Source organism: Arthrobacter sp. fls2-241-R2A-200 (genome assembly GCF_030209745.1).
Lineage (GTDB): Bacteria > Actinomycetota > Actinomycetes > Actinomycetales > Micrococcaceae > Arthrobacter.
Window position 1 is genome coordinate 193,372 of sequence record NZ_JARVRJ010000008.1, and the last position, 23,699, is coordinate 217,070.

Annotated in this window: 28 protein-coding genes; 12 read left to right on the top strand and 16 right to left on the bottom strand. The window is 61.0% G+C overall.

Going from position 1 to position 23,699, the window contains the following annotated elements; all coding sequences use genetic code 11:
- The 3 genes from glmM to rplM form a co-directional block, all read right to left on the bottom strand.
- Entirely contained in the window at positions 1-1,365 is a 1,365-nt protein-coding gene (glmM, locus tag QRN42_RS09665) for a phosphoglucosamine mutase (RefSeq protein ID WP_284979008.1), read from the bottom strand.
- Between the two features lie 169 nt (positions 1,366-1,534).
- Positions 1,535-2,041, bottom strand: coding sequence for a 30S ribosomal protein S9 (gene rpsI, locus QRN42_RS09670; RefSeq protein ID WP_284976397.1), 507 nt, complete (start codon positions 2,039-2,041; stop codon positions 1,535-1,537).
- Positions 2,042-2,079: 38 nt separating this feature from the next.
- Entirely contained in the window at positions 2,080-2,523 is a 444-nt protein-coding gene (gene rplM, locus QRN42_RS09675) for a 50S ribosomal protein L13 (RefSeq protein ID WP_024817563.1), read from the bottom strand.
- Between the two features lie 318 nt (positions 2,524-2,841).
- On the opposite strand from rplM, the gene QRN42_RS09680 reads away from it, so the two are divergent.
- The 9 genes from QRN42_RS09680 (at position 2,842) to QRN42_RS09720 (ending at position 10,843) form a co-directional block, all read left to right on the top strand.
- Positions 2,842-3,486, top strand: coding sequence for a prepilin peptidase (locus QRN42_RS09680; RefSeq protein ID WP_284979009.1), 645 nt, complete (start codon positions 2,842-2,844; stop codon positions 3,484-3,486).
- Between the two features lie 332 nt (positions 3,487-3,818).
- Positions 3,819-4,013, top strand: coding sequence for a Flp family type IVb pilin (locus tag QRN42_RS09685; protein ID WP_284979010.1), 195 nt, complete (start codon positions 3,819-3,821; stop codon positions 4,011-4,013).
- 98 nt (positions 4,014-4,111) lie between these two features.
- A complete protein-coding gene (locus QRN42_RS09690; RefSeq protein WP_284979011.1) occupies positions 4,112-4,522 on the top strand; it encodes a TadE/TadG family type IV pilus assembly protein in 411 nt (136 codons plus the stop codon).
- 8 nt (positions 4,523-4,530) lie between these two features.
- Entirely contained in the window at positions 4,531-5,550 is a 1,020-nt protein-coding gene (locus tag QRN42_RS09695) for a pilus assembly protein TadG-related protein (protein WP_284979012.1), read from the top strand.
- A 54-nt stretch (positions 5,551-5,604) separates the two neighbouring features.
- Positions 5,605-6,375, top strand: a complete 771-nt coding sequence (gene cpaB, locus QRN42_RS09700) for a Flp pilus assembly protein CpaB (RefSeq protein WP_284979013.1) — start codon at positions 5,605-5,607, stop codon at positions 6,373-6,375.
- Positions 6,372-7,571, top strand: coding sequence for a CpaE/TadZ family protein (locus QRN42_RS09705; RefSeq protein WP_284979014.1), 1,200 nt, complete (start codon positions 6,372-6,374; stop codon positions 7,569-7,571). The genes cpaB and QRN42_RS09705 overlap by 4 nt, the downstream gene beginning before the upstream one ends.
- Before the next feature lie 113 nt (positions 7,572-7,684).
- The gene (locus tag QRN42_RS09710; RefSeq protein WP_502869489.1) at positions 7,685-9,004 is read left to right on the top strand and encodes a TadA family conjugal transfer-associated ATPase; all 1,320 of its coding nucleotides are present in this window, start codon (positions 7,685-7,687) and stop codon (positions 9,002-9,004) included.
- A gap of 2 nt (positions 9,005-9,006) precedes the next feature.
- Positions 9,007-9,948 carry a type II secretion system F family protein gene (locus QRN42_RS09715; protein WP_284979016.1) on the top strand — a complete coding sequence of 314 codons (942 nt, stop codon included), beginning with the start codon at positions 9,007-9,009 and terminating at the stop codon, positions 9,946-9,948.
- A gap of 10 nt (positions 9,949-9,958) precedes the next feature.
- Positions 9,959-10,843, top strand: a complete 885-nt coding sequence (locus QRN42_RS09720) for a type II secretion system F family protein (RefSeq protein WP_284979017.1) — start codon at positions 9,959-9,961, stop codon at positions 10,841-10,843.
- Positions 10,844-10,964: 121 nt separating this feature from the next.
- On the opposite strand, the gene QRN42_RS09725 is transcribed toward QRN42_RS09720, so the two are convergent.
- The 8 genes from QRN42_RS09725 to QRN42_RS09760 form a co-directional block, all read right to left on the bottom strand.
- On the bottom strand, positions 10,965-11,855 hold the full coding sequence (locus QRN42_RS09725; RefSeq protein WP_284979018.1) for a tRNA pseudouridine synthase A: 891 nt from the start codon (positions 11,853-11,855) through the stop codon (positions 10,965-10,967).
- A gap of 32 nt (positions 11,856-11,887) precedes the next feature.
- Positions 11,888-12,448 carry a 50S ribosomal protein L17 gene (rplQ, locus tag QRN42_RS09730; RefSeq protein WP_284979019.1) on the bottom strand — a complete coding sequence of 187 codons (561 nt, stop codon included), beginning with the start codon at positions 12,446-12,448 and terminating at the stop codon, positions 11,888-11,890.
- Positions 12,449-12,514: 66 nt separating this feature from the next.
- Positions 12,515-13,525 (bottom strand): DNA-directed RNA polymerase subunit alpha, encoded by a 1,011-nt coding sequence (locus tag QRN42_RS09735; RefSeq protein WP_284976385.1) that lies wholly within the window; start codon positions 13,523-13,525, stop codon positions 12,515-12,517.
- Between the two features lie 149 nt (positions 13,526-13,674).
- A complete protein-coding gene (rpsK, locus tag QRN42_RS09740) occupies positions 13,675-14,076 on the bottom strand; it encodes a 30S ribosomal protein S11 (RefSeq protein WP_014922380.1) in 402 nt (133 codons plus the stop codon).
- Positions 14,077-14,127: 51 nt separating this feature from the next.
- On the bottom strand, positions 14,128-14,505 hold the full coding sequence (gene rpsM / locus QRN42_RS09745; protein WP_011775569.1) for a 30S ribosomal protein S13: 378 nt from the start codon (positions 14,503-14,505) through the stop codon (positions 14,128-14,130).
- A gap of 194 nt (positions 14,506-14,699) precedes the next feature.
- The gene (rpmJ, locus tag QRN42_RS09750; protein ID WP_011775570.1) at positions 14,700-14,813 is read right to left on the bottom strand and encodes a 50S ribosomal protein L36; all 114 of its coding nucleotides are present in this window, start codon (positions 14,811-14,813) and stop codon (positions 14,700-14,702) included.
- Positions 14,814-14,885: 72 nt separating this feature from the next.
- Positions 14,886-15,107, bottom strand: coding sequence for a translation initiation factor IF-1 (infA, locus tag QRN42_RS09755; RefSeq protein WP_011775571.1), 222 nt, complete (start codon positions 15,105-15,107; stop codon positions 14,886-14,888).
- Between the two features lie 225 nt (positions 15,108-15,332).
- Complete coding sequence (locus QRN42_RS09760) at positions 15,333-16,307, bottom strand: P1 family peptidase (RefSeq protein WP_284979020.1); 975 nt, start codon at positions 16,305-16,307, stop codon at positions 15,333-15,335.
- 273 nt (positions 16,308-16,580) lie between these two features.
- On the opposite strand from QRN42_RS09760, the gene QRN42_RS09765 reads away from it, so the two are divergent.
- Genes QRN42_RS09765 through QRN42_RS09775 form a run of 3 tightly spaced genes read left to right on the top strand, consistent with a single transcriptional unit; the run spans position 16,581 to position 19,870 of the window.
- Positions 16,581-17,570 carry a carbohydrate ABC transporter permease gene (locus QRN42_RS09765; RefSeq protein WP_284979021.1) on the top strand — a complete coding sequence of 330 codons (990 nt, stop codon included), beginning with the start codon at positions 16,581-16,583 and terminating at the stop codon, positions 17,568-17,570.
- A gap of 38 nt (positions 17,571-17,608) precedes the next feature.
- Positions 17,609-18,466, top strand: coding sequence for a carbohydrate ABC transporter permease (locus QRN42_RS09770; RefSeq protein WP_284979047.1), 858 nt, complete (start codon positions 17,609-17,611; stop codon positions 18,464-18,466).
- 57 nt (positions 18,467-18,523) lie between these two features.
- Positions 18,524-19,870 carry an ABC transporter substrate-binding protein gene (locus QRN42_RS09775; protein ID WP_284979022.1) on the top strand — a complete coding sequence of 449 codons (1,347 nt, stop codon included), beginning with the start codon at positions 18,524-18,526 and terminating at the stop codon, positions 19,868-19,870.
- 73 nt (positions 19,871-19,943) lie between these two features.
- On the opposite strand, the gene map is transcribed toward QRN42_RS09775, so the two are convergent.
- From map to rpmD, 5 genes are all read right to left on the bottom strand, one after another.
- Positions 19,944-20,771, bottom strand: coding sequence for a type I methionyl aminopeptidase (map, locus tag QRN42_RS09780; protein WP_284979023.1), 828 nt, complete (start codon positions 20,769-20,771; stop codon positions 19,944-19,946).
- 164 nt (positions 20,772-20,935) lie between these two features.
- Positions 20,936-21,505, bottom strand: coding sequence for an adenylate kinase (locus tag QRN42_RS09785; RefSeq protein WP_284976446.1), 570 nt, complete (start codon positions 21,503-21,505; stop codon positions 20,936-20,938).
- A gap of 5 nt (positions 21,506-21,510) precedes the next feature.
- Positions 21,511-22,821 carry a preprotein translocase subunit SecY gene (gene secY, locus QRN42_RS09790; protein ID WP_284976379.1) on the bottom strand — a complete coding sequence of 437 codons (1,311 nt, stop codon included), beginning with the start codon at positions 22,819-22,821 and terminating at the stop codon, positions 21,511-21,513.
- 187 nt (positions 22,822-23,008) lie between these two features.
- Entirely contained in the window at positions 23,009-23,491 is a 483-nt protein-coding gene (rplO, locus tag QRN42_RS09795) for a 50S ribosomal protein L15 (RefSeq protein WP_284979024.1), read from the bottom strand.
- Positions 23,491-23,697, bottom strand: coding sequence for a 50S ribosomal protein L30 (rpmD, locus tag QRN42_RS09800; protein WP_284976377.1), 207 nt, complete (start codon positions 23,695-23,697; stop codon positions 23,491-23,493). Before rpmD ends, rplO begins: the two co-directional genes overlap by 1 nt.
- Between the last annotated feature and the right edge of the window lie 2 nt (positions 23,698-23,699).

The window sequence follows — 23,699 nt, forward strand, 5'->3', positions numbered from 1 at the left end:
CTAGACCGCCAGCTCGCTTGAGGCGCCCAGGCGCTCTTTGACGACGGCGGCAAGCCCCGTGCAGATACGCTCGGCGGTGTCCATGTCCGCAGCTTCCACCATGACCCGGACCAGGGCTTCTGTCCCGGACGGACGGAGAAGGACCCGGCCCGTTTCGCCCAGCTCCACTTCAGCAGCGGCTACAGCGGCCGCTATGCCTTCGTCAGTGCCGGCGCGGCCCTTGTCCACGTCCTTGACGTTGATCATCAGCTGCGGGAGCTTGGTCATCGCCGTCGCCAATTCCTTGAGGCTGCGGCCGGTTAGTGCAACCTGGGCCGCAAGCTGGAGTCCCGTTAGGACGCCGTCGCCCGTGGTGGCGTAGTCCGAGAAAATAACGTGGCCTGACTGCTCGCCGCCGAGGTTGTAGCCGGCGTCGCGCATGCCCTCGAGGACGTACCGGTCGCCAACGGCGGTCTCGAGCATGCTGATCCCTGCATCCCGGAGAGCCAGTTTGAGGCCGAGGTTGCTCATCACGGTGGCTACCAGCGTGTTGTCCTTGAGACGGCCTGAAGCCTTGAGGGCCAGTGCCAGGATCGCCATGATCTGGTCGCCGTCCACCTCGTTGCCCTCGTGGTCGACGGCCAGGCAACGGTCCGCGTCGCCGTCATGCGCGATGCCGAGGTCGGCGCCATGCTCCACCACGGCGGCTTTGAGGGGTCCCAAGTGGGTGGACCCGACGCCGTCGTTGATGTTCAAGCCGTCCGGTTCGGCGCCAATCACCACTACCTCGGCCCCGGCGTCGGCGAACACCTGCGGCGAGCAGCCGCTCGCGGCACCGTGCGCGCAGTCCAGGACGATTTTCAAGCCCTCAAGCCGATGGGGCAGGGTGCCGAGCAGATGAACAATGTACCGGTCCTCGGCGTCCGAGAACCTTTGGATGCGGCCGACCTCGCCACCGGTGGGGCGCCGCGGATCTTTCCCAAGCTGCGCCTCGATGGCATCTTCGACCTGGTCCGGCAGCTTCTGGCCGCCCCGGGCGAAGAACTTGATTCCGTTGTCCGGCGCGGGGTTGTGGGAGGCGGAGAGCATGACGCCAAAGTCGGCGTCGAGATCAGCTACCAGATACGCCGCGGCGGGGGTTGGCAAGACACCGGCGTCGTAGACATCCACGCCGGAACTGGAGAGCCCCGCCTCGACGGCGGCGGCGAGGAATTCGCCGCTGGCGCGGGGATCCCTGGCGACGACGGCGCGGGGCCGCTTACCGTCGGTTGTGCGGTCATGGCCGAGTACGACGGCGGCGGCTTGCGCGAGCTGCATAGCCAGCTCGGCTGTGAGCAATTCGTTCGCGAGACCGCGGACGCCATCTGTTCCAAATAATCTAGACATCGGCTCAAGTTTAGACGACGCTGGGAGAACGCTGGGACAGGGCGTGTCGCGGCCGCCCCGCCAGAATGGCCAATGCGCACCCGGAGCAGGTGGCTTAACGGCGAAAGCCCGCCCCGCCGGAAGGGCGGAACGGGCTTTCGATACCCCCTTCGAGAGGGGTGTAAGCGAATTAACGCTTGGAGTACTGCTGGGCCTTGCGAGCCTTCTTGAGACCGGCCTTCTTACGCTCGATGACGCGGGCGTCACGGCTCAAGTAACCGGCCTTCTTCAGGGTGGCGCGGTTGTTGTCGACGTCGATCTCGTTCAGCGAGCGAGCGACACCGAGGCGCAGTGCACCGGCCTGGCCGGAGATGCCACCACCGTGGATACGGGCGATGACATCGTAGGCGCCTTCGAGATCGAGGATCTTGAAGGGCTCGTTGACGTCCTGCTGGTGCAGCTTGTTCGGGAAGTAGTTGTCCAGCGTGCGGCCGTTGATGGTCCACTTGCCGGAACCCGGGATGACGCGAACGCGTGCAACGGCTTCCTTGCGGCGGCCAACAGCTGCGCCGGCAACGGTCAGTGCCGGGCGCTCCTTCTTGGGCGCATCTTCAGTAGATGTGCTTTCAGAGGTGTAGCTGGTGAGGGTTTCCTCGGCCTCGACGGCTTCGGCGGTCAGTTCTTCGTTCTGAGCCACGGTTCTCCTTGTGATGAAAAGTTGTTTGGTGGCCAGGACTACTGGGCGACCTGGGTGATTTCGAAAGTCTTCGGCTGCTGTGCAGCGTGGGGGTGCTCGGCGCCACGGTAGACCTTGAGCTTGCCCAACTGCTGTGCAGCAAGGGAGTTCTTGGGGAGCATGCCCTTGATGGCCTTCTCAACAGCGCGGACCGGGTTGGATTCCAACAGCTCGGCGTAGTTGACGGAGGTCAGGCCGCCCGGGTAACCGGAGTGGCGGTATGCGCGCTTCTGCTCCAGCTTGGCGCCGGTAAGGGCAACCTTTTCAGCGTTGATGATGATGACGAAGTCGCCCATGTCCATGTGGGACGCAAAGGTCGGCTTGTGCTTTCCGCGCAGCAGTGTTGCGGTCTGGCTGGCAAGACGACCAAGGACAACGTCGGTGGCGTCAATGACGTGCCACTGGCGGTTGATATCGCCGGGCTTCGGGGTGTACGTACGCACGGTTTTGCCTCGTTCTTGTTCTGGCGTTCATGTTTTAGGCGACACGCAGTGAGGCGTGTACCTACTATGTATGCGCTACCGGAGCAGAGGTGAGGGCTCTATGTACCAGTAATCCCAGGATCTCGAAATGCCTCTTGAGTTATTGATCCTGCAACTGGATCCCCGAGGAGGCACGTGTGATCGAGATAGGACACGCACAACGACTCTAAACAATACCTTCAACGGGGCGTCCGGGTCAAAATGGGGTATCTGCCCTCGGGATACGCGTCCTCTGGATTCGTGCACAAGGGACTGAGCATCACAGCAAACGGAGAGCCGATGACCGACAACCCCGCCTTCCTGCTCGTTTTCGCCGCGGCCGGCATACTGCTCAGCCTGGGCGCAGAGCTCGTGATCGCCCGAGCGCTCCCGAGGCTGGGCTCACTGCCTGATCTTAAGGTCCGGACCACGACGGCGGCCGTCACCGGCCTGCTGTTCGGCTTGCTCGCGTGGCGCTTTGGTTCGGCGCCCCAGCTGTTCGCGTTTCTGTTGCTCGCACTTGTCGGAGTGCAACTGTCACGCATCGATTTCACCCTGCACCTGCTGCCCAATCCCCTTGTCTTGCTTCTCTTAAGCGGCGGATTGCTGCTTCTTGCGCTTGCCGCCTCCTTGGCTCCAGGGTGGCCCCAACTGTTCCGGGCCCTAGCCGGCGGAGCAATATTGTTCCTTTCCTACCTGATTCTTGGACTTTTTTCGCCGGGCAGCCTCGGCATGGGGGACGTGAAGCTCGCAGCCCCGCTCGGAATGTACTTGGGGTACTTGGGTTGGGGGCAAGTACTCTACGGCGGCCTGCTGGGATTCGTAGTGGGCGGGATACTCACGTTGCTGCTGTTACGGGTGGGAAACAGCGGAAATACACGGGAAACCGCGCATGGTCCGGCCATGTTGAGCGCGGCGCTGGGCGTCATCCTGTTCCTGAACTGACCTTACGAGTACTGACGATTTCAGCTGAAAAGCACCCCTGCCATCTGGCCTGAAATTCGTAAGCACCCTTACTTTTCCAAGTAGTCCACGGCCCCGCGCGTCCGAAAACTGAGTACTCGCCGCGTTCGAGCCGAGTACGAGGCGTCCGCCCCCTAAAGAAAATTTGAGTACGGCTACGCATTGTCCAGCCGGCTTCCAATGGGGAATTCTTATCTCATCGAATTCGAACCGCCAAAAAGGCTCAAGGTGAAATTCGAGAGTCATGCAAATTCCGACAATTTGCTTGAACTTCAAATCGCTAATTCTAAATATTTCTCTGGGAAGGGTTTCCAATGTCTGCTCTTATGCTTTCCGTCACCTCGTTCATCGCCGGCGTCAAGTCCCGCCTCACCTCCGAGGAGAAGGGCGCCACCATGGTTGAATACGGCCTCATGGTCTCCCTGATCGCCGTCGTCGTCATCGCTGCCCTTCTGGTCCTCGGGCCGGCCATCGCAGGCCTCTTCACCACAGTTGCCGGAAGCCTCTAACCGGTCGCGGTCAGTTGACTGCGGCGGCAACCCTTTGCCGCCGCAGTCAACTGCTTAAGCGCATTTTCGTTGCATGGTTCTGGCTCTGGGAGATGGTCATGGCATCAAATAATAAAAAGGAGCGCGGCGCAGTGGCTGTGGAAATGGCGTTGCTCCTACCTCTATTGCTGCTGCTCCTGATTGGAATAATGGAATTCGGCCGTGCCCTCAACGTGCAAATATCGCTGACTGAGGCTGCCCGCGAGGGTGCCCGCTACGCCGCAGTCCACTATAAGGACGGCGGACTCAATGTCTCGGCGGACGCCTTGGCCTCCGCCCCCTCACTTAGCGGTTTGGGCGTGACCGTCACCGATAACGCCGCCAGTTGCGCACCTGGCTCGAATGTCACCGTGACAACCAGGGTTTCATTGCCTTCCATGTCCGGATTCCTCGATGCCGGGTTCTTCGGAGCCCCGAGCATCTTTCCGGTCAGCATGCGCGGGGTAGGGGTGATGAGATGCGGTGGCTAAGTCGCTACATGGGAGATGTCCTACCCGGCGGCGACGAGGCTGACAACGAGCGCGGAGCAGCTACCATCATGGTCGCCGGACTTATGGTCGTGCTGTTGGGCTTCGCAGCATTGGTTGTGGACGTCGGCGCTTTGTACTTCGAGAAGGCACAGCTCCAGAACGGTGCCGATGCCGCCGCCTTGGCCATTGCCACCGACTGCGCGGGCGGGCATTGCGGCAACAGCACTTCCACGGGTAACCAGTTTGCCAACAGCAACGCCAATGACAACACCAGCGGGGCGGTGGTTAGTTTTCCCTCGGGAACAACTGTCAAAGTGGTCACCAATTCACGCGATACGAGCGGCCAGAACGGCTTCGGGTTGTTCTTTGCGCGGGCGTTGGGAATCGATAGCGCCACAGTGGGGGCTACAGCTACAGCATCGTGGGGAGCACCTTCAAAGGCCACAACCCTGCCGTGGACGGTCAGCGAGTGTGTTTTCAAGAAGTATCTTTCACCAACGCAGCTCGCATCGTTGAACTCCACGGGCAGCTTTAGCGGAGACCCGATTCCTACGCATATCCTGCTTCGCTACGACACCAACGCGCCCACTGTCCCGGGCTGCGCAGCACAAAACGGCTACCAACCGGGCGGCTTTGGCTGGCTGGTGACTAACTCCGGATGCTCCACCGACATCTCAGTCAATGCCACGGTCAACGGGCAGACGGGAAACCACTTCCCCAACGCTGCCGCCTGCAATACGGTCCTCGCCCACATCATGGACCAGCCCGCCCTTATCCCGCTTTTCAAGACCGCGACCGGCAATGGGTCCAACGCCCGCTACACGCTGATTGGTTTCGCGGCGTTCAAAGTCACGGGCTACAAGTTCAGCGGTTCGGGCGCCGTCCTGGATCCCGCCGCGCCAGGTTGCACCGGCAACTGTCGCGGCTTACAGGGGTACTTCGAGCGGTTCGTGTCCCTTGATGAAGGGATGACGGTCAGTGGAACCACCCCCAACTATGGAGCGTCGGTGGTCACGCTCATCGAGTAGCCGTTGGCTCAATGTCTACTCACCACGTTAGGAAAAACCGAAAGGAGATGCACAGTGAAAACACGCCTACTGGGAGGCATTGCAGCGCTGCTACTGGCAGTAATCGGTACCGTTTTGTTGGTTTCCTATGTTCAAGGAGCCGATAAGCGGGCGCAGCAAGGGCTCAATCCCGTCACCGTCCTGGTCGTCAAGGAACGTATACCGGCCGGAACCAAGGCCGAAGAAATAGGTTCCAAAGTCAAGACTGAAACACTGCCCCAATCAGCCGTAGCGCAGGGCACCATCAGCGCACTCAGCGGCCAGACGGGCAAAGTTGTCTCCGCGGATCTGCAGCCCGGAGAGCAACTCCTGAGCGCCAAGCTCGTGAACCCCAATGAATTGGTGCCGGGAACTGTCCCTGTGCCGGCCGGCTTACAAGAAGTCACCTTTCTCTTGGCACCTGAGCGCATTCTTGGTGGCCGGCTCGAAGCGGGTAACACCGTGACTGTCTTTTCGTCCTTTAAGTTGGACGGCGACATGCCTGCAGGTGCCGATCTTCCTGCCGAGGTCAAAGGGTGGAAGGAATACACCAAGCTCCTGAATCATGACGTCATCGTGACCGCAATCCAGCAGGCAGCGCCCGACGCACAGAAAAAGTCGGCAACATCCGACCAAGCGGTCGCCCTGCCGAACGGTTCAGCCTACGTCACCTTGGCAGTCAGCGACGCCAATGCAGCGAAAATGGTGTTCGGTGCCGAGTTTGGAACGTTGTACCTATCGAAGCAGACAGACAAGACAACCAAGAGCGAACCCCCTGTGACGACCCTGGGCGGTGAGCTGAAATGAGCCGCTTCGTAGCCATTACGGCAGTGCGCGATTTTGAGAGCCGCGTGCGCCAGGCCATCACGGGTGCCTTGCATGGCGAACTTCAAACCCTCTCGCCTGACGTCCTGCAACGCGGTACCGAGGATGTCTTCAACCAGCTGACAGGAGCGCCGCCGGAGGTCATTGTCCTGGGCCCCGGGGTAAACCCCGATGACGCACTGAAACTGGCTACCGTGTTGGACCTGCAATACCCCGAGATCAGCCTGCTGCTCGTGGCCGACCCCAGCCCCGAGATCGTGCTCCGGGCCATGCACTCAGGAATCAGGGACGTGGTAGCGCCCGAAATCGAGGTCAACGAGCTTCGGGTTCTGCTTGAACGCGCGTGCTTGGCCGCTGCCAGCAGGCGGCGTGGTATGCAGCCTGCCGCAGAATCAGGTCAGCAGCGGGGACGCGTTATCGCCGTGATGTCACCGAAGGGTGGCGTGGGAAAGACAACGGTGGCAACGAATCTTGCAGTGGGGTTGGGTGCGGTAGCTCCGATGCGTGTGGTCATCGTGGACCTTGACCTGCAGTTCGGCGATGTCGCTTCCGGGCTTCTGCTTGAACCCGAGCACACCATCACCGAAGCCGTGCATGGGCCGGCGTCGCAGGATTCCATGGTGCTCAAGGCCTTCCTCACGGTGCACCCGGCCGGAATCTACGCCCTCTGTGCACCCCAGAAGCCCTCCGACTCCGACTACATCACGGCAGACCACGTCACCAGGCTGATCAACCAACTGGCAACAGAGTTTCAATATGTGGTGGTGGATACTGCGCCTGGCCTTGGCGAGCACTGCCTTGCCACGTTGGAAATCGCAACGGACGGCGTGTGGGTATGCGGTATGGACGTTCCCAGTGTTCGGGGGCTTCGCAAGAGCTTCAGCGTGCTGAAGGAACTCCAACTTCTTCCTCAGGGCCGCCACATGGTCTTGAACTTCGCTGACCGAAAGAGCGGCATCACGGTACAAGATGTTGAAGCGACGGTCGGTGTGCCGGTTGACGCCGTCATTCCGCGTTCCCGGAACCTTCCCTTCTCTACCAACCGTGGCATCCCCGTCCTCCAGGGAAACACACGTGACTCGGCAACCAAAGGGCTCAAAAAGCTCGTTGCGCGTTTTGATCCCCGCACGGAATCCCTGCCGCAGAACAAGCTGCACAGAAGGGTGGTGGTGTCATGAAGCTCTCGGAACGGCTCTCAAAAAACAATCCCCTGGCCATGCCTGACGCCTTGGACTCTGATGAAGCCCCTGCATTGGTGCAGCCGCAGATACCGGTACAGCCACAAACCCCGATGCTCGGCGGAGTCCCTGCAACTCCGGTCGTGGACGCCCTGGCCGGGCTGAAGCAGCGTGCCGCCTCGGCTTTGTTCGAGCGTATGGGAAGCCGCATAGGCGACTCGTCGTCGTCGGAAGAGGAACTCAGGTCCTTTGCCGTCGATGAGCTGTCAGCGGTTATTGACGATGAACAGGTTCCACTTTCCCCTGAAGAGCGTAGGCGTCTCATCCGCGAAATTGCCGATGAGGTCATGGGTTTCGGCCCGTTGCAGCGTTTGCTCGAAGATCCGTCGGTCACCGAAGTGATGGTCAACCGCTTTGACCAGATCTACGTCGAACGCCACGGCCATTTGGCGTTGACGGACCTCCAGTTCAGTTCCGATGAGCACCTAAGGAAAGTCATCGAGCGCATCGTATCCAAGGTGGGCCGCCGCATTGATGAATCATCACCCCTGGTTGATGCCCGTTTGGAGGACGGCTCGCGCGTCAACGCCATCATTCCGCCCCTGGCTGTCAACGGACCGTCGTTGACCATCAGGAAGTTCAGCCACATCCCGCTGACGGTGCGTAACCTCATCGAGTGGGGCTCGGTAAGCCAAGAGATGGCGGAATTGTTAAGTGCATGCGTGCTGGCACGCCTGAACATTATTGTCTCGGGCGGAACAGGTACCGGAAAGACGACCCTGCTCAATGTGCTGTCGTCGTTCATTCCGGAATCGGACCGGGTTGTCACCATTGAAGACGCGGTGGAGCTGCAACTGCAGCAGCGCCACGTGGTGCGGCTGGAAAGCCGGCCGCCGAACATCGAGGGCAAGGGTGCGGTCACCATTCGGGACTTGGTCCGCAATTCCCTCCGCATGCGGCCGGATCGAATCATCGTCGGCGAAGTCCGTGGCGGAGAGTCCCTTGACATGCTGCAGGCCATGAACACCGGCCACGACGGCTCCCTGTCAACGGTCCACGCGAACTCACCACGGGACGCTATTTCCCGCCTGGAAACCTTGGTGCTGATGGCAGGGATGGACCTTCCACTCCGGGCAGTTCGGGAACAGGTGTCCTCCGCGGTCGACGTCATTGTCCAGATCACCCGTTTGCGTGACGGGAGCCGTCGCGTCACCCACGTGACGGAGGTGCAAGGCATGGAAGGAGACGTCGTCACCCTCCAAGATGCATTCCTCTTCGACTACTCTGCGGGCTTGGACGCCCAAGGACGTTTTCTGGGCAGGGCTCTTCCCACCGGCATCAGGCCCAGGTTCCTGGACCGCTTCGCGGAACTGGGTATCTCCGTCTCCCCCGCTGTCTTCGGGGTTGGCCCGGCGTCTGCAGTGAGGCGATAACCATGGACAATTCAGCCCTCTTCGTTGCAGCGATCGGCCTTTGCGTCAGCGCTATCCTAGTGCTGTTCTTCGTTGTCCTGAAGCCAGCCAACGGCACTATTCCGTTGGAAAGGCGGCGGGAAAGCACACTGCCCGATGATTCGGTCCTGGGCCGCGTTTCCCAATCGGCAGTCCAGGCCATGGGTACTGCTCTGGGTCGCTCTGGCGGGCCGTTCAACCAGGAAGTTCTCTACAACGCCGGCGTCCACCTAAGCCCCGCCGACTTCACGGTCATGGTTGCTTTTGGAACCATTGTGGTAGGCGTGATGGTGACGTTCCTTATTAACGTCATCTTCGGACTCGTGCTGGCGTTAGCCACTCCGTTCTTAGTGAAACTTGTCCTCGCCTTCAGGAGCGGAAAGCGCCGGGCAAAGTTCGAAGGCCAACTTACTGACATCATCCAAATGCTCATCGGCGGCCTCCGGGTAGGCCACACCATCATGCGGTCCTTCGAGGCTGTAGCCCAAGAGGCGCAAGGGCCCGCTTCTGAAGAACTGTCCCGGATCGTCAATGAAGTGCGAATCGGGCAGGACCCACGCCAAGCCGTGGAAGATTGCGCTGCCCGCATGGAAAGCGATGACTTTCGCTGGATCGGGCAAGCAATCCAGATCAATCGGGAGGTCGGCGGTGACTTGGCCGAAGTGTTGGAACAAGTCGCGGGGACCATCCGGGAGCGCAGCGAAATCAAGGCCCATGTCAGGGCACTCAGTGCCGAAGGAAAGATGTCTGCGTACATCCTCATGGCCTTGCCGGTTGGCGTCGGCCTCATGCTGACCCTCATGAACCCCGGATACATGGCGGTCTTCGTTCAAAATCCGTTGGGAATCGCCATGTTGATTGCCAGCGCGGTCCTGTTTGTCGTCGGCGGTTTCTGGATGAGCCGCACCGTGAAGATCAAGTTCTAGGAGGATCGCCGTGACTATCATCGCCTGGCTGATCATCGCCGTCATCATCATCCCGCTGGCTTACTTTGCCTGGTCCCTGGCAACCATCGATCGCAAGGGCATGGTTGCCATCCACAGCAATCTGGGCTCGGGGTTCAGCAATGGTTCGGGGGTGACAATCCAACGCCCACCCCTGATGCTGGGGATCGCCAGGAAACTCACCCCTGGAAGCTACGAAGCCAAATTGGATCGATGGCTCGCCTTAGCTGGCCGTCCGCAATGGATCCCGCTAACAAAGCTGATCGCCATCAAACCAGTGGGCGCCGCGGGAGGAGCAGTTGCCGGTGTGCTCTTGTTTGTGGCGAACCCCAGCCCCCTCGTTCTTGGGTTCGGTCTTTTCCTTACCGTGTTCCTGTATTTCATACCTGACTTGTTGGTCTACAACACAGGCCTCAAGCGGCAGGAAGCCATCCAGTTGGAGTTCCCCAACACACTGGACCAGATGCTCATCTCAGTGGAAGCAGGCCTCGGATTTGAAGCCGCCATGGAGCGGGCCTCAACATACGGAGGGGGCCCACTGGCACAGGAACTGCTGCGGACGCTCCAAGACATCCAGGTGGGCCGTCCCCGGCAGGAAGCCTACACCGCCTTGGCCGATCGTTCCACGGTGGCTGACGTTCGCAGTTTTGTCCTGGCCGTCATCCAGGCCGATAAGTACGGTATCGGCATCGCGAACGTACTCCGTGCCCAAGCCAAGCAGGCACGGGTCAAACGCCGTCAAATTGCTGAGGAAAAGGCGATGAAACTACCCGTCAAGGTGCTCTTCCCGCTGCTGTTCTCGATCTTTCCGGTGCTCTTTATCGTCCTTCTGGGTCCAGCCGTCATCAAGATCATGCACGTTTTCACCAGCATGTGATCCTGCCCTCCGGGGAGATAGACCGGCTGTCCGCGGATCCCAGACCACGGGCAGCCACATCGGCCCCCTTCCGGTACCCAGAGCCGGGAGGGGGTCCTCCACGTCCGGCGTGGCAGCGAAACTACTCCCGCCGCGCCCGGGTCAACTCAGCCCTGGCCAGCAACTCGCTGTCCGAAGGGTACGCAACTTCCTCCAACACCAACGGGTGGGGTGCGGCCAGGATCGACTTTGCATCGCGTTTGCGTTCCAAAAGGCGCTCGAGCAACCATCCCGGCGACTCCAGGCCCTCCCCCACACGTAACGCCGAACCCACCAGGGACCGCACCATATTGTGGCAGAAGGCATCCGCCTGCACGGTGGCGAGAATGACGCCGTCGGGCCTGCGCGCGAAGGAAAGCTTCTGCAGCTCACGGACGGTGGTCGCACCTTCCCGTGGCTTGCAATAGGACCGGAAATCGTTCAGGCCCAACAGTGCCTGTGAGCCCTCATTCATCGCGTCGACATCCACAGCGGACTTGTGCCACAGGGTTATCCCGCGCAGCACCGGGTCCCACCGTTGGGGCCCATCAGCGATCCGGTAACTGTACCTGCGCCACAACGCCGAAAACCTGGCGTCGAAACCCTCCGGCGCCAGTCCGGCGTCGTGCACTTCCACCGCGCCGGTGAGCTCGCCAAGGATGCGGCTCAAAGCGCCGCGGAGCCGCCGTAAAAGGGCGACGGCGGGATCAAGTTCGTGCCCTCGCGGAAGCGCCAACCACTCAGCTTCGGAAACGTCCAAGTGGACCACCTGGCCCCGGGCATGGACACCGGCGTCGGTCCGGCCGGCAACGGTCACACGGACCGGGCGCTGGAAAAGGAGCGCCAAAGCTTGCTCGAGTGAACCCTGCACGGTTTGCAGGCCTGGCTGGAGCGCCCACCCGCTGAAAGGGGCGCCGTCATACGACAGGTCCAGCCGGACACGCAAAAACCCGCCGCCCCCCATAACGGGGGCAGCGGGTTTTCGTTCGTTCATAGACCCAAGTCTACTGGGAAGAATTCAGTGAATTACTTCGCGTCCTTAGCGGCCGGAGCCTCTTCGGTGTCAGCAGCTTCAGCCTCAACAACCTCGGCCTCAGCAGCCGGAGCCTCTTCGGTTTCAGCAGCTTCGGTCTCTACAACCTCTTCCTCAGCGGCCGGAGCTTCGGCAGCCGGAGCAGCCTTGGCAGCAGCGGCGGTTGCTTCAGCAACAACGGCCTGCTTCGGGGAAACGGGGTCAAGGACGAGCTCGATGACAGCCATGGGAGCGTTGTCGCCCTTGCGGTTGCCGATCTTGGTGATGCGGGTGTATCCACCATCGCGGTTGGCAACGGCGCCGGCGATGTCGGTGAACAGCTCGTGGACAACGCCCTTGTCGCTGATCAGGCCGAGAACACGACGGCGGGAAGCGAGGTCGCCACGCTTGGCGAAGGTGACCAAACGCTCTGCGTACGGCTTGAGACGCTTGGCCTTGGTGACCGTGGTGGTGATGCGCTTGTGCTCAAACAGAGCAGCTGCCAGGTTCGCGAGCATCAAGCGCTCGTGAGCCGGGCCGCCTCCGAGGCGCGGACCCTTAGTGGGGGTAGGCATAGTTATTTCTCCTGTTATGTAAGCCGAACAGGTCCATCGCTGAACCCATTGGCCAAGATCTGCTGGTTAGAGCTCGTCGTCGCTGAACGCGGCGTCGTCCTCTTCGATGGCTGCGGCACGGGCTGCGAGATCGAAACCGGGAGGGGAGTCCTTGAGGGACAGTCCCAGTTCCACGAGCTTTGCCTTGACCTCGTCAATGGACTTCGCACCGAAGTTGCGGATGTCCATCAAGTCAGCCTCGGAGCGGGCAACGAGTTCACCCACGGAGTGGATGCCCTCACGCTTGAGGCAGTTGTAGGAACGGACCGTGAGGTCCAGATCCTCGATCGGCAGAGCCATGTCAGCTGCCAGGGCAGCGTCGGTGGGCGACGGGCCAATCTCGATACCTTCAGCTGCGGTGTTCAGCTCACGAGCCAGACCGAACAGTTCCACCAAGGTGGTGCCTGCGGAAGCGACAGCATCGCGCGGAGCGATTGCCTGCTTGGTCTCGACGTCGACAATGAGCTTGTCGAAGTCGGTGCGCTGCTCAACACGGGTAGCTTCCACGCGGAAAGTTACCTTCATGACCGGCGAGTAGATCGAGTCAACCGGAATACGGCCGATCTCGGAGTCGCCGGACTTGTTCTGAGCTGCCGAAACGTAGCCACGTCCACGCTCGATGGTCAGTTCGAGTTCGAACTTGCCCTTCGAGTTCAGGGTGGCAATGTGCAGATCCGGGTTGTGGAATTCGACGCCGGCCGGCGGAGCGATGTCCGCTGCCGTGACGACTCCGGGGCCCTGCTTGCGCAGGTAAGCAACAACCGGCTCATCGTGCTCGGAGGAAACCGACAGGTTCTTGATGTTCAGGATGATCTCGGTGACATCTTCCTTGACACCCGGAACCGTGGTGAACTCGTGCAGCACGCCATCGATCCGGATGCTGGTTACAGCGGCACCGGGAATGGAGGAGAGCAGGGTACGGCGGAGTGAGTTGCCCAGAGTGTAGCCGAAGCCCGGTTCCAGCGGTTCAATGATGAAACGGGAGCGGTTCTCGGAGACTACTTCTTCGGACAGGGTGGGGCGCTGTGCAATGAGCACTTAGGTTTCCTTTCGGCGAGCATCCGCTATATGACGCAACACAGGTGGTGGAAATCGGCTTCGGTTTCCAGCCTTGCCGGCCGGGCCATGCTGATGAAGGGTCAAAACCATTCACAGCAAGGCCCGGCCGGCAGGCAGGGAATACCTAATTAGACGCGGCGACGCTTCGGGGGGCGGCAACCGTTGTGGGCGCTGGGGGTGACGTCCTGGATGGAGCCAACCTCGAGGCCAGCGGCCTGAAGCGAACGGATTGCGGTTTCGCGTCCGGATCCCGGGCCCTTGACGAATACGTCAACCTTGCGCAGACCGTGCTCCTGAGCGCGCTTTGCAGCAGCTTCGGCAGCCATCTGGGCAGCAAACGGGGTGGACTTACGGGAGCCCTTGAAGCCAACCTCACCGGCGGAAGCCCATGAGATGACAGCACCGTTCGGGTCCGTGATGGACACGATGGTGTTGTTGAACGTGCTCTTGATGTGCGCCTGGCCAAGCGCAATATTCTTCTTATCCTTGCGACGCGGCTTACGAACCGCTCCACGAGTCTTCGGGGGCATTGTTTCTCCTACAGAAAGTTATCGGGGGAAAACCAGGTCAATCCCGAGGGATTAACGTCCGGCCTTCTTCTTGCCGGCGACGGTGCGCTTCGGGCCCTTGCGGGTACGAGCGTTGGTCTTCGTACGCTGTCCGCGTACGGGCAGGCCCTTGCGGTGGCGCAGGCCTTCGTAGCTGCCAATCTCGACCTTGCGGCGGATGTCAGCGGCTACCTCGCGGCGAAGGTCACCCTCAACCTTGTAGTTGCCTTCAATGTAGTCACGCAGCTGGACCAGCTCGGCGTCAGTCAGGTCCTTGACGCGAACGTCAGCGCTGATGCCGGTGGCAGCCAGGGTTTCGTGTGCACGGGTCTTGCCCACGCCGTAGATGTAAGTAAGCGCAATTTCCAACCGCTTTTCGCGGGGAATGTCTACGCCAGCGAGACGAGCCATAGTGGCGGTACTCCTTGAATAAACCGGAGGTCGTAGGCAGTACACCCACACGTGCTGTGTGGCCCCAGCCTCCGACCGGGGGTTCGCTGACCAGGCTCTGTCATGCAGTCCTGGCACAGCTTGTGCTGCCTTTATTTACTTGCGTGGGCTAGCAACCCAGGTTGCCCTTTCGGGCGCTGATTCCCTGGCGGGAATTAGCCCTGGCGCTGCTTGTGGCGCGGGTTCTCGCAGATCACCATGACCCGGCCATTACGGCGGATCACTTTGCACTTGTCGCAGATCTGCTTGACGCTCGGCTTGACCTTCATGGCGTTCCTTTGCGTGATTTAGCAGTTGATCTGCTGGAGCAGCTGGGCATTTCTGCCTGGCCGCCCAGCAATTTACTTGTAGCGGTAGACGATACGACCACGTGTGAGGTCGTATGGGCTTAGCTCCACCACTACGCGGTCCTCTGGGAGAATCCTGATGTAGTGCTGACGCATCTTCCCAGAGATGTGTGCGAGAACAACGTGCTTGTTGGTGAGCTCAACGCGAAACATCGCGTTGGGCAGCGCCTCAGTCACAACGCCCTCGATCTCAATGACCCCGTCCTTCTTGGCCATACCCTCCGCTAACTGTTGTTTGCCGCCGTCCTCCGGTTAGGCACCGAAGATCCAGCGGACGTTTTTTGTTTGTTTGGTCTTCTTGGGTCCACGACACTCCTGCGCGCGACGCCGATGAAGGCGACACTGAAAAGGGCGTGGCTGTACAGACAACCAACAGACAACTCTACGCCAATGCGGCATGAATGTTAAATCCGGCCATGGTAGCGCACCTGTCCGCCGTCGTCACTCCCCTGCGGGCCCGAATGCCGGGAAATCACCGGCCGTGGTCGAGACGCTTTCCGCCGCCATGACGCCGTCGAGGATGGCCAGCCGGGCCGCTTCCGCAGCTGCGCTTTGCAGGGTGATGAGCGAGATCTGCCGTGCCTGTTCGCTACTGCGGTCAAGTGCGACGCCGCCCGTCGCCAGGGCGAACACGGTATCTCCGTCCGCTAGCGTATGGGACGGATCGAGCGCCCGGGCCACGCCTGCGTGTGCCGCAGAGGCAGTCCGCTTGCACTCGGCCACATCCAAGGCTGCGTTGGTGGCAATCACCACGAGAGTGGTGTTGAGGCCTCCCTGGCCTGGCGCCCCTTGCGTGCTCGGACTCGGGCGCGCACTGGCAGGCGTCAATCCCAGCGGCGCCCCCAGTGCATTAACTACGGCAATGGCACCCACGGTGACCGGACCTTCGGCGGAGATGTTCTCCAGCGTGAGCGACGAGGTGCCCACCCCGCCCTTGTACTGCCCACGGGCTATGACCGCGCCCGTGCCGGCACCGACGTTTCCACGTTCGACGGCGGCGTGGTCCCCTGATGCGAACGCCGCCGCGGCAGCCTGGTAACCCATGTCCGCGCCGGGTCGCGCATTCACGTCACCGCCACGCCCGAGGTCAAAGATCGCGGCGGCCGGAACGATCGGCACCACGGTTCCAGGCACTCCGAACCCTCGGCCCTGTTCCTCGCACCAGAGTTGGGCGCCTGTTGCGGTGGCCAGTCCAAAGGCGCTGCCGCCCGTGAGCACCACGGCGTCAACGGTGGGCACGAGCGTTGTGGGATCCAGCGCATCGGTTTCATGCGTCCCGGGGCCGCCCCCGCGCACGTCGACGGAGCCTACCGTTCCGGGCGGAGGAAGGACCACAGTGACGCCACTGAGCCAGCCGTCGTCGTGCTTCTGCACGTGCCCAACCCGGACGCCCGGTACGTCGGTGATTGCATTCATGGCTCCATTCTCCACCGGAGCCAGAGGCTGTCCACCGGGGAGTCACCATGAGCCGGACGCTCCTCTCACTGGGCAGATCCTGGCGCAAACGGGAGCCGAACCTCATTTCCGAACATGCGGGGAACGCACGGTAAACAGGCGCGGAAGTGTACGACAACTATCGCTACGCTGGCCGGTTTTGGCGCTACGGCGCTAGTGCGGCGTGATGAGCTGGGCCTGTCCCGCCGCCCCGATCCGGGAGCCGGCCACCACAATCCAACCCGTGAGCGACTCATGACTACCCGACAGATTCACAGCAGCAACAGCCCTGTGCCTCTCGGCCAGGCGAACGCCCAGACGCGGACCCCCTCCCGCAGCGACGACGCCGGCCGCAAACGCAATGGCTGGTCGCGCCGCACCCGCAGGGACTTCGTGGTCTTCCTCGCCCTGGCCTTGCCCAACCTGATATTGATTGGGACGTTCACCTACTGGCCATTGATCAACAACATGTACTACTCCACCCTTGACTGGACCTTGGGCTCCGCTTCGGCCACGGTGGTGGGCTTCGGGAACTACATCGACTTCTTGACCGGTTCCGATGCTTCCAACGTCCTGGGGACCACCGCCGTCTTCACCCTGGTGACCCTGGGTGGCTCGATGGCACTGGGACTCCTGATCGCTGTTGCCCTCAACTCGAAGGTCCGCGGCACCACCTTCGCGCGCTCCGCCGTCTTCGCTCCCTACGTTCTGAGCGGCGTCGGAGTCGGCCTTGTCTGGTTGTTCATCTTCGATCCCGGTTACGGCGTGCTCGCTTGGATCCTCCGTGGCTTCGGCCAGCAAAGCCCGGAATGGATCAATGATCCCCAACTTTCCCTCGTGATGGTCATCATCGTCTACATCTGGAAAAACCTCGGCTACTGCGCTGTCGTGTATCTCGCGGGGCTGCAGTCGCTTCCCAAAGACGTCATGGAAGCAGCATCGCTGGACGGCGCCAGCGGTCTTCGGCGCTTCGTGAGCATGTCTGTTCCACTGCTCTCCCCCACAACGTTCTTCCTGCTGATCACCACGATGCTTAGTTCACTGCAGGCCTTCGACCTCATCCGGATCATGACTCCGCTGGGCGCGGGGACAAGCACCTTGATCTACGAGGCCTACCTACAGGCTTTCGGGGCCTACAACCGGGCCGGGTACAGCGCCGCCATCTCAGTGGTCCTCTTCGCCCTCCTGCTCATCATCACCGTGCTCCAGTTGCGGTTCGTCGAACGGAAGGTGCACTACTCGTGAGCACGCTGACGCCACAACAGAACACATCTCCGGAGCCGATGGTGGAACGCGCCCGTCCGTTCTCCCGGAAGAACCTCGTCCAAACACTCGCAGGAGGTTACCTTCCCCTCCTCGTGGCCACGTTGGTGGTGGTCCTACCGTTGTTGTGGATGGTGCTGAGCTCCCTGAAACAGCCGGGCGAGATCGTCACAACAGACCTCAAGATCTTGCCCCAGGGCGTGAACCTGGAGAACTACCGCGCAGCCATGACCACTGTGCCGTTCGCCCAGTTCTTCCTCAACAGCCTCATCGTCACCACGGTGGGTTCAACCGTGAAGGTAGTCCTGGCGATCCTCACCGCCTACGCGTTGGTCTTTGTCCGATTCCCGTTCAAGAACATCATCTTCGTTCTGATCCTCGTGGCGCTGATGGTGCCACCGCAGGTATCCATTCTGCCCAACTACATCCTGATCTCGGGACTGGGCGGGAAGAACACGCTTTGGGGAATCATCCTTCCCGGCCTTGGTACAGCCTTCGGCACCTTCTTGCTCCGCCAACATTTCCTGACGCTTCCTGCCTCCATCCTGGAAGCAGCCGAGATCGACGGCGCAGGCCACTGGCGGCGGCTCTGGCAAGTGGTGGCACCGGTATCGCTTCCCTCCATCGCGACGGTGGCTCTGGTGACCGTGGTCAGCGAATGGAACGACTACATCTGGCCACTGATCATTACCGACCGCCCTGAAACCATGACCCTTCCGGTGGGCCTGACGCTCCTTCAAAACTCTGAAGGAAACGGCGCCGGGTGGGGAATCCTGATGGCCGGCGCCGTTCTGGTGATCATCCCGATCCTCCTCGTCTTCGCGGCACTGCAGCGCTACATCGTCGCCGGCCTCACCCAAGGCAGCGTGACCGGCTAGGCCTCCATCACATCCACCGCATCGATCTACCCCCAAAGATTCTTGAAAGGAAGCATTGTGAACACCCAACTTGACCGACGCCACTTCCTGGGCCTCGCAGGCCTTGGCGCCAGCGCTGTTGCCCTCGCGGCCTGTGGCGGCCCCTCGACGTCGGCTCCGGCTGCAACCGTCGACGCCTCCGCTGTTGACTTCACCGGCGTGAAGCCGGCCGGCTCATTTGATTTCTGGACAAGCCACCCGGGACAGTCCATGGACGTTGAACGGTCCATCATCGACAAATTCCACGCGAAGTTTCCGGATATCAAGGTGAACCTGGTAACCGCCGGTGCCAACTATGAGGAAATCGCACAGAAATTCCAGACCTCGCAGGCTGCGAAGTCAACGCTCCCCGGCCTCGTGGTCCTCTCCGACGTCTGGTGGTTCCGCTACTACACCAACGGCAACATCATTGCCTTGGACGGGCTGCTGAAGCAGTTGAACTTCGCCATGGATGATTTCCAGAAGTCCCTCGTGGCTGACTACAAGTACGCCGACAAGCAGTGGGCGCTTCCCTACGGCCGTTCCACACCGCTCTTCTATTACAACAAGGACCACTTCAAGGCCGCCGGGCTGCCTGACCGGGCACCGAAGACATGGCAGGAATTCGCGGACTGGGCACCGAAACTCCAAGCGGCCTCGGGCGCCAAATACGCCTACATGTATCCCGCCTTGGCCGGTTACGCCGGCTGGACCCTGCAGAACAACCTCTGGGGCTGGGGCGGCAGCTGGTCCGACGGTTGGAAAATCACCTGCGATTCCACCGAGTCCGTTGCTGCCCTTCAATGGGCACAGGACTCCGTCTACAAGGACAAGTGGGCCGGCGTCTCCTCGAAGAACGCTGCGGACGATTTCTCAGCAGGTATTACATCGACCACCATCTCCTCCACCGGTGACCTCCTCGGCGTGCTGAAGTCCGCCAAGTTCAACGTCGGAGTCGGCTTCCTGCCCGGCGGCCCCAAAGCAGCGACGAACGTCTGCCCCACGGGCGGGGCAGGCCTTGGCATCCCCAGCGGTGTCACCAAGGAAGTGCAGCTGGCAGCTGCCACCTTCCTGAAGTTCATGACGGAACCCGAAAACACCGCAGCATTCTCCGCAGCCACCGGTTACATGCCCACCCGGCTTTCCGCGGACATGTCCGCCGTCCTTGCCAAGACGCCCCAAATCAAAACGGCAATGGACCAACTCGCCGTTACCCGGGTCCAGGACAACGCGCGCGTGTTCCTTCCCGGCGCCGACCAAGAGATGGCCAAGGCCGCCGCGAAGATCCTCACCCAGCAAGGTGACGTCAAGGCAACCATGACCGACCTCAAGGGGACGCTGGATGGGATTTACACCAAGGACGTCAAACCCAAGTTGAAGGCCTGATCGAGTCATTAACCGGCAGTAGTGGTGGTGCCCACGCCTGGGCACCACCACTACTGCCATTTTTCGTCGCCTGCTACGGGATCGGGACTGGCACGACGCCGAGTGGGGCCAAGCGTTCGGCGCCCCCGTCCACTGCGGACAGCACCCAGATGCCCTGTTCGTGAACTGCTACCGAATGTTCCCACTGGCAGGACCGTTTCCCGTCCGTGGTCACCACTGTCCAGTCGTCCTCCAACGTGGCGGTTTCGATACCGCCACGAACGAGCATCGGTTCAATCGCCAGGCACAGGCCGGGCCGGACCTTCGGCCCACGGTGTCCGGTGCGGTAATTCAGGACGTCCGGAGCCATGTGCATCTCCGAACCGATGCCGTGGCCCACATAGTCCTCCAAGATGCCCAGGGGCTTGCCATGGACGGACGACACGTAATCATCGATCGCATTGCCGATGTCACCCACGAACTTGCCCGTGGCCAAGGCAGCAATGCCCCGCCACATCGCTTCCTCGGTCACATCCGAGAGCCGCTGGTCTTCAGGATCCGCAGTGCCTACGATGACCGTCCTGGCGGAGTCAGAGTGCCACCCGTCCACGATGCAGCCACCGTCAATGGAGATGATGTCGCCGTCCTGGAGCACACGGTTCCCTGGGATGCCGTGCACCACCTCCTCGTTGACGGAGGTGCAAATGGTAGCGGGGAAGCCGTGGTAGCCGAGGAAGTTCGACTTCGCACCGGCATCGCTCAGCACGGCAGCGAACACCTCATCAAGGTCTTTGGTGGTGACACCGGCCTTTGCCGCCGCTACCGCGGCGTCCAGTGCACGGCTCAGGACGAGCCCGGCTTGGTGCATGATGCGCATCTGCTCATTGGTCTTGTACTCAATGCGGGGCTGACCGAACGCCATGATCTCCTCTGGATGGTTTACTGCGGGGACCGATCAGGCGCCGCGACTAAGACCATTTTCCCGTATTGGGGAGCGTGGCCGAAATTAAGGAAGGGCGTGCCCTGCACGGTTAGTGCAAAGCACGCCCTTTTCCTCCGTGGCCAAGGCCGACGGCGGGGAGCTACTTAGACTGCTTTGGCCGACTCAATGGCTGTGAGGACGCGCTCGGTAACTTCATCGATACCGCCGATGCCATCGACCTTGGTGAGAATTCCGCGCTCGGCATACTTTGCCACGACCGCTTCAGTCTGACCGTGGTAAAGGTCCAGGCGATGCCGGATAACAGCCTCGTTGTCATCCGAACGGCCAGTTTCCTTCGCACGGCCCAACAGCCGGGCTACCAGTTCCTCGTCGTCGGCAGTCAGCTGGAGCACGACGTCGAGCTCCTGCTGGCCGTCTGCGAGGATCTGGTCCAGGTAGTCCACCTGCGCGGTGGTGCGCGGGTAACCGTCCAGCAGGAAGCCATTCTCGGCGTCGGGCTGGCTCAGCCGGTCGCGAACCATGTCGTTCGTGACGCTGTCCGGAACGAAGTCGCCGGCGTCCATGTACTTCTTCGCTTCGATGCCCAAGGGAGTTTCACCCTTGACGTTGGCGCGGAAGATGTCGCCCGTTGAGATGGCAACGACGCCGAGCCGCTCGGAAATCCGTTCAGCCTGCGTACCTTTCCCCGAACCGGGAGGTCCTATGATCAGCATTCTCGTCATCGCAAAAGCCCTTCGTAGTGACGTTGTTGTAGCTGCGCATCAATCTGCTTGACGGTCTCCAGGCCAACTCCCACCATGATCAGGATTGAGGTGCCACCGAAGGGGAAGTTCTGGTTGGCATTGATCAGGACGAGTGCGACCAGCGGGATCAGCGCCACGAAGCCCAGGTACAGGGCTCCTGGCAAAGTGATTCGCGAAAGCACGTACTGCAGGTAGTCCGCGGTCGGTTTACCCGCCCGGATGCCCGGAATGAAGCCACCGTACTTCTTCATGTTGTCCGAGACTTCTTCAGGGTTGAAGGTGATCGCCACGTAGAAGTAGGTGAAGAACACGATCATGAGGAAGTACAACGCCATGTAGATGGGGTGGTCGCCACGGGTGAGGTTGTTGTTGATCCACTCGACCCATGGAGCCATCGGCTCCCCTGCCTTCGGCTGGTTGAACTGCGAAATCAGTCCGGGCAGGTAAAGCATGGAGGAAGCAAAGATGACAGGCACGACGCCGGCCATGTTCACCTTGATGGGAATGTAGGTGCTGGTGCCGCCGACAGTGCGTCGCCCGATCATGCGCTTGGCGTACTGGACCGGAACGCGGCGCTGCGACTGCTCCACGAAGACCACGAGCGCCACGGTGAGCAAACCAATGGCCAACACCAGGAAGAAGGTACCGGGGCCCTTGGACTCCCAAATGGCACCTAGCGAACGCGGGAACCCAGCTGCGATGGAAGTGAAGATGAGCAGCGACATGCCGTTGCCCACACCCTTTTCGGTGACCAGTTCACCCATCCACATGATCAAGCCCGTACCGGCCGTCAGTGTGATGATGATGAGGATCGTGGTGATGATGCTGTCATCGGGAATGATGTGCAGGTTACAGCCCGGCAGCAACTGGCCGGACCGTGCCAGGGAGACCAAGGTGGTCGCGTTCAAGAGGCCCAAGGCGATGGTGAGGTAGCGGGTGTACTGCGTCAGCTTTGACTGGCCCGAGGCCCCTTCCTCATACAGCTGCTGGAACCGGGGAATGACCACCCGGAGCAGCTGCACGATAATGCTCGCCGTAATGTAAGGCATGATCCCCAGAGCGAAGATCGAGACCTGCAGCAACGCGCCGCCGCTGAACAAGTTCACCAGCTGGTAGATGCCCTGCGAGGTGTCACCGGTGTTCAAGCATTGCTGGACATTCTGGTAGTTCACACCAGGCGAGGGGATGAAAGCTCCCAAGCGGAAGATTGTGATGATTGCCAGCGTGAACAACAACTTGCGTCGCAAATCAGGCGTCCGAAACGCCCGGCCGAATGCGCTTAGCAAGCGTCCTCCTGAGTAGAAAGTACAAGGGTGTGGATGGGCTCAATGAAACCCAACAACCGAGTCTAACCGCTTGTGACGCCGTCGCAATAATCGAGAGTCCACAGCCACGCAAAAAAATCCCGGCATACGGGGCCGAAGCCCCGCATACCGGGATTCTTTTCACAGCGGGTGTTCACCCCACTAGCTCCTAGAGAGCAGTGGTGCTTCCGCCAGCTGCGGCGATCTTTTCCGAAGCGCTGGAAGAGAAAGCGTGGGCGGTGACGTCAACCTTGACGGTGATGTCGCCGGTGCCCAGCACCTTAACGGGCTGGTTCTTGCGAACCGCACCCTTTTCAACCAGGGACTCCACGGTGACAGTGCCACCTTCCGGGAACAACTCGTTGAGCCTCTCCAGGTTTACAACCTGGAACTCAACCCGGAACGGGTTCTTGAAGCCGCGCAGCTTCGGGAGGCGCATGTGCAGCGGCAGCTGGCCGCCGGCAAAGCCAGCCTTTACCTGGTAGCGGGCCTTCGTACCCTTGGTACCGCGACCAGCGGTCTTACCCTTGGAGCCTTCACCACGACCAACACGGGTCTTGGCGGTCTTGGCACCCGGGGCGGGACGCAGGTGGTGGACCTTCAGAGTGTTCTGCTTCTCAGCAGCCTCTGCGGCCGTCTTGTTCTCTGCCATTACTTCGCCTCCTCTACATTCACGAGGTGCGGAACCGTGTTCAGCATTCCAACAGTCACGGCATCAGCGTTGCGGACAACGGTGTGTCCGATGCGCCTGAGGCCCAGTGACCGAAGGGTTGCCTTCTGGTTCTGCTTGGCGCCGATGACGCCCTTGATCTGGGTGATCTCCAACTTGGCGTCGGAGGGAGTCAGGTTCTTAGCCATGA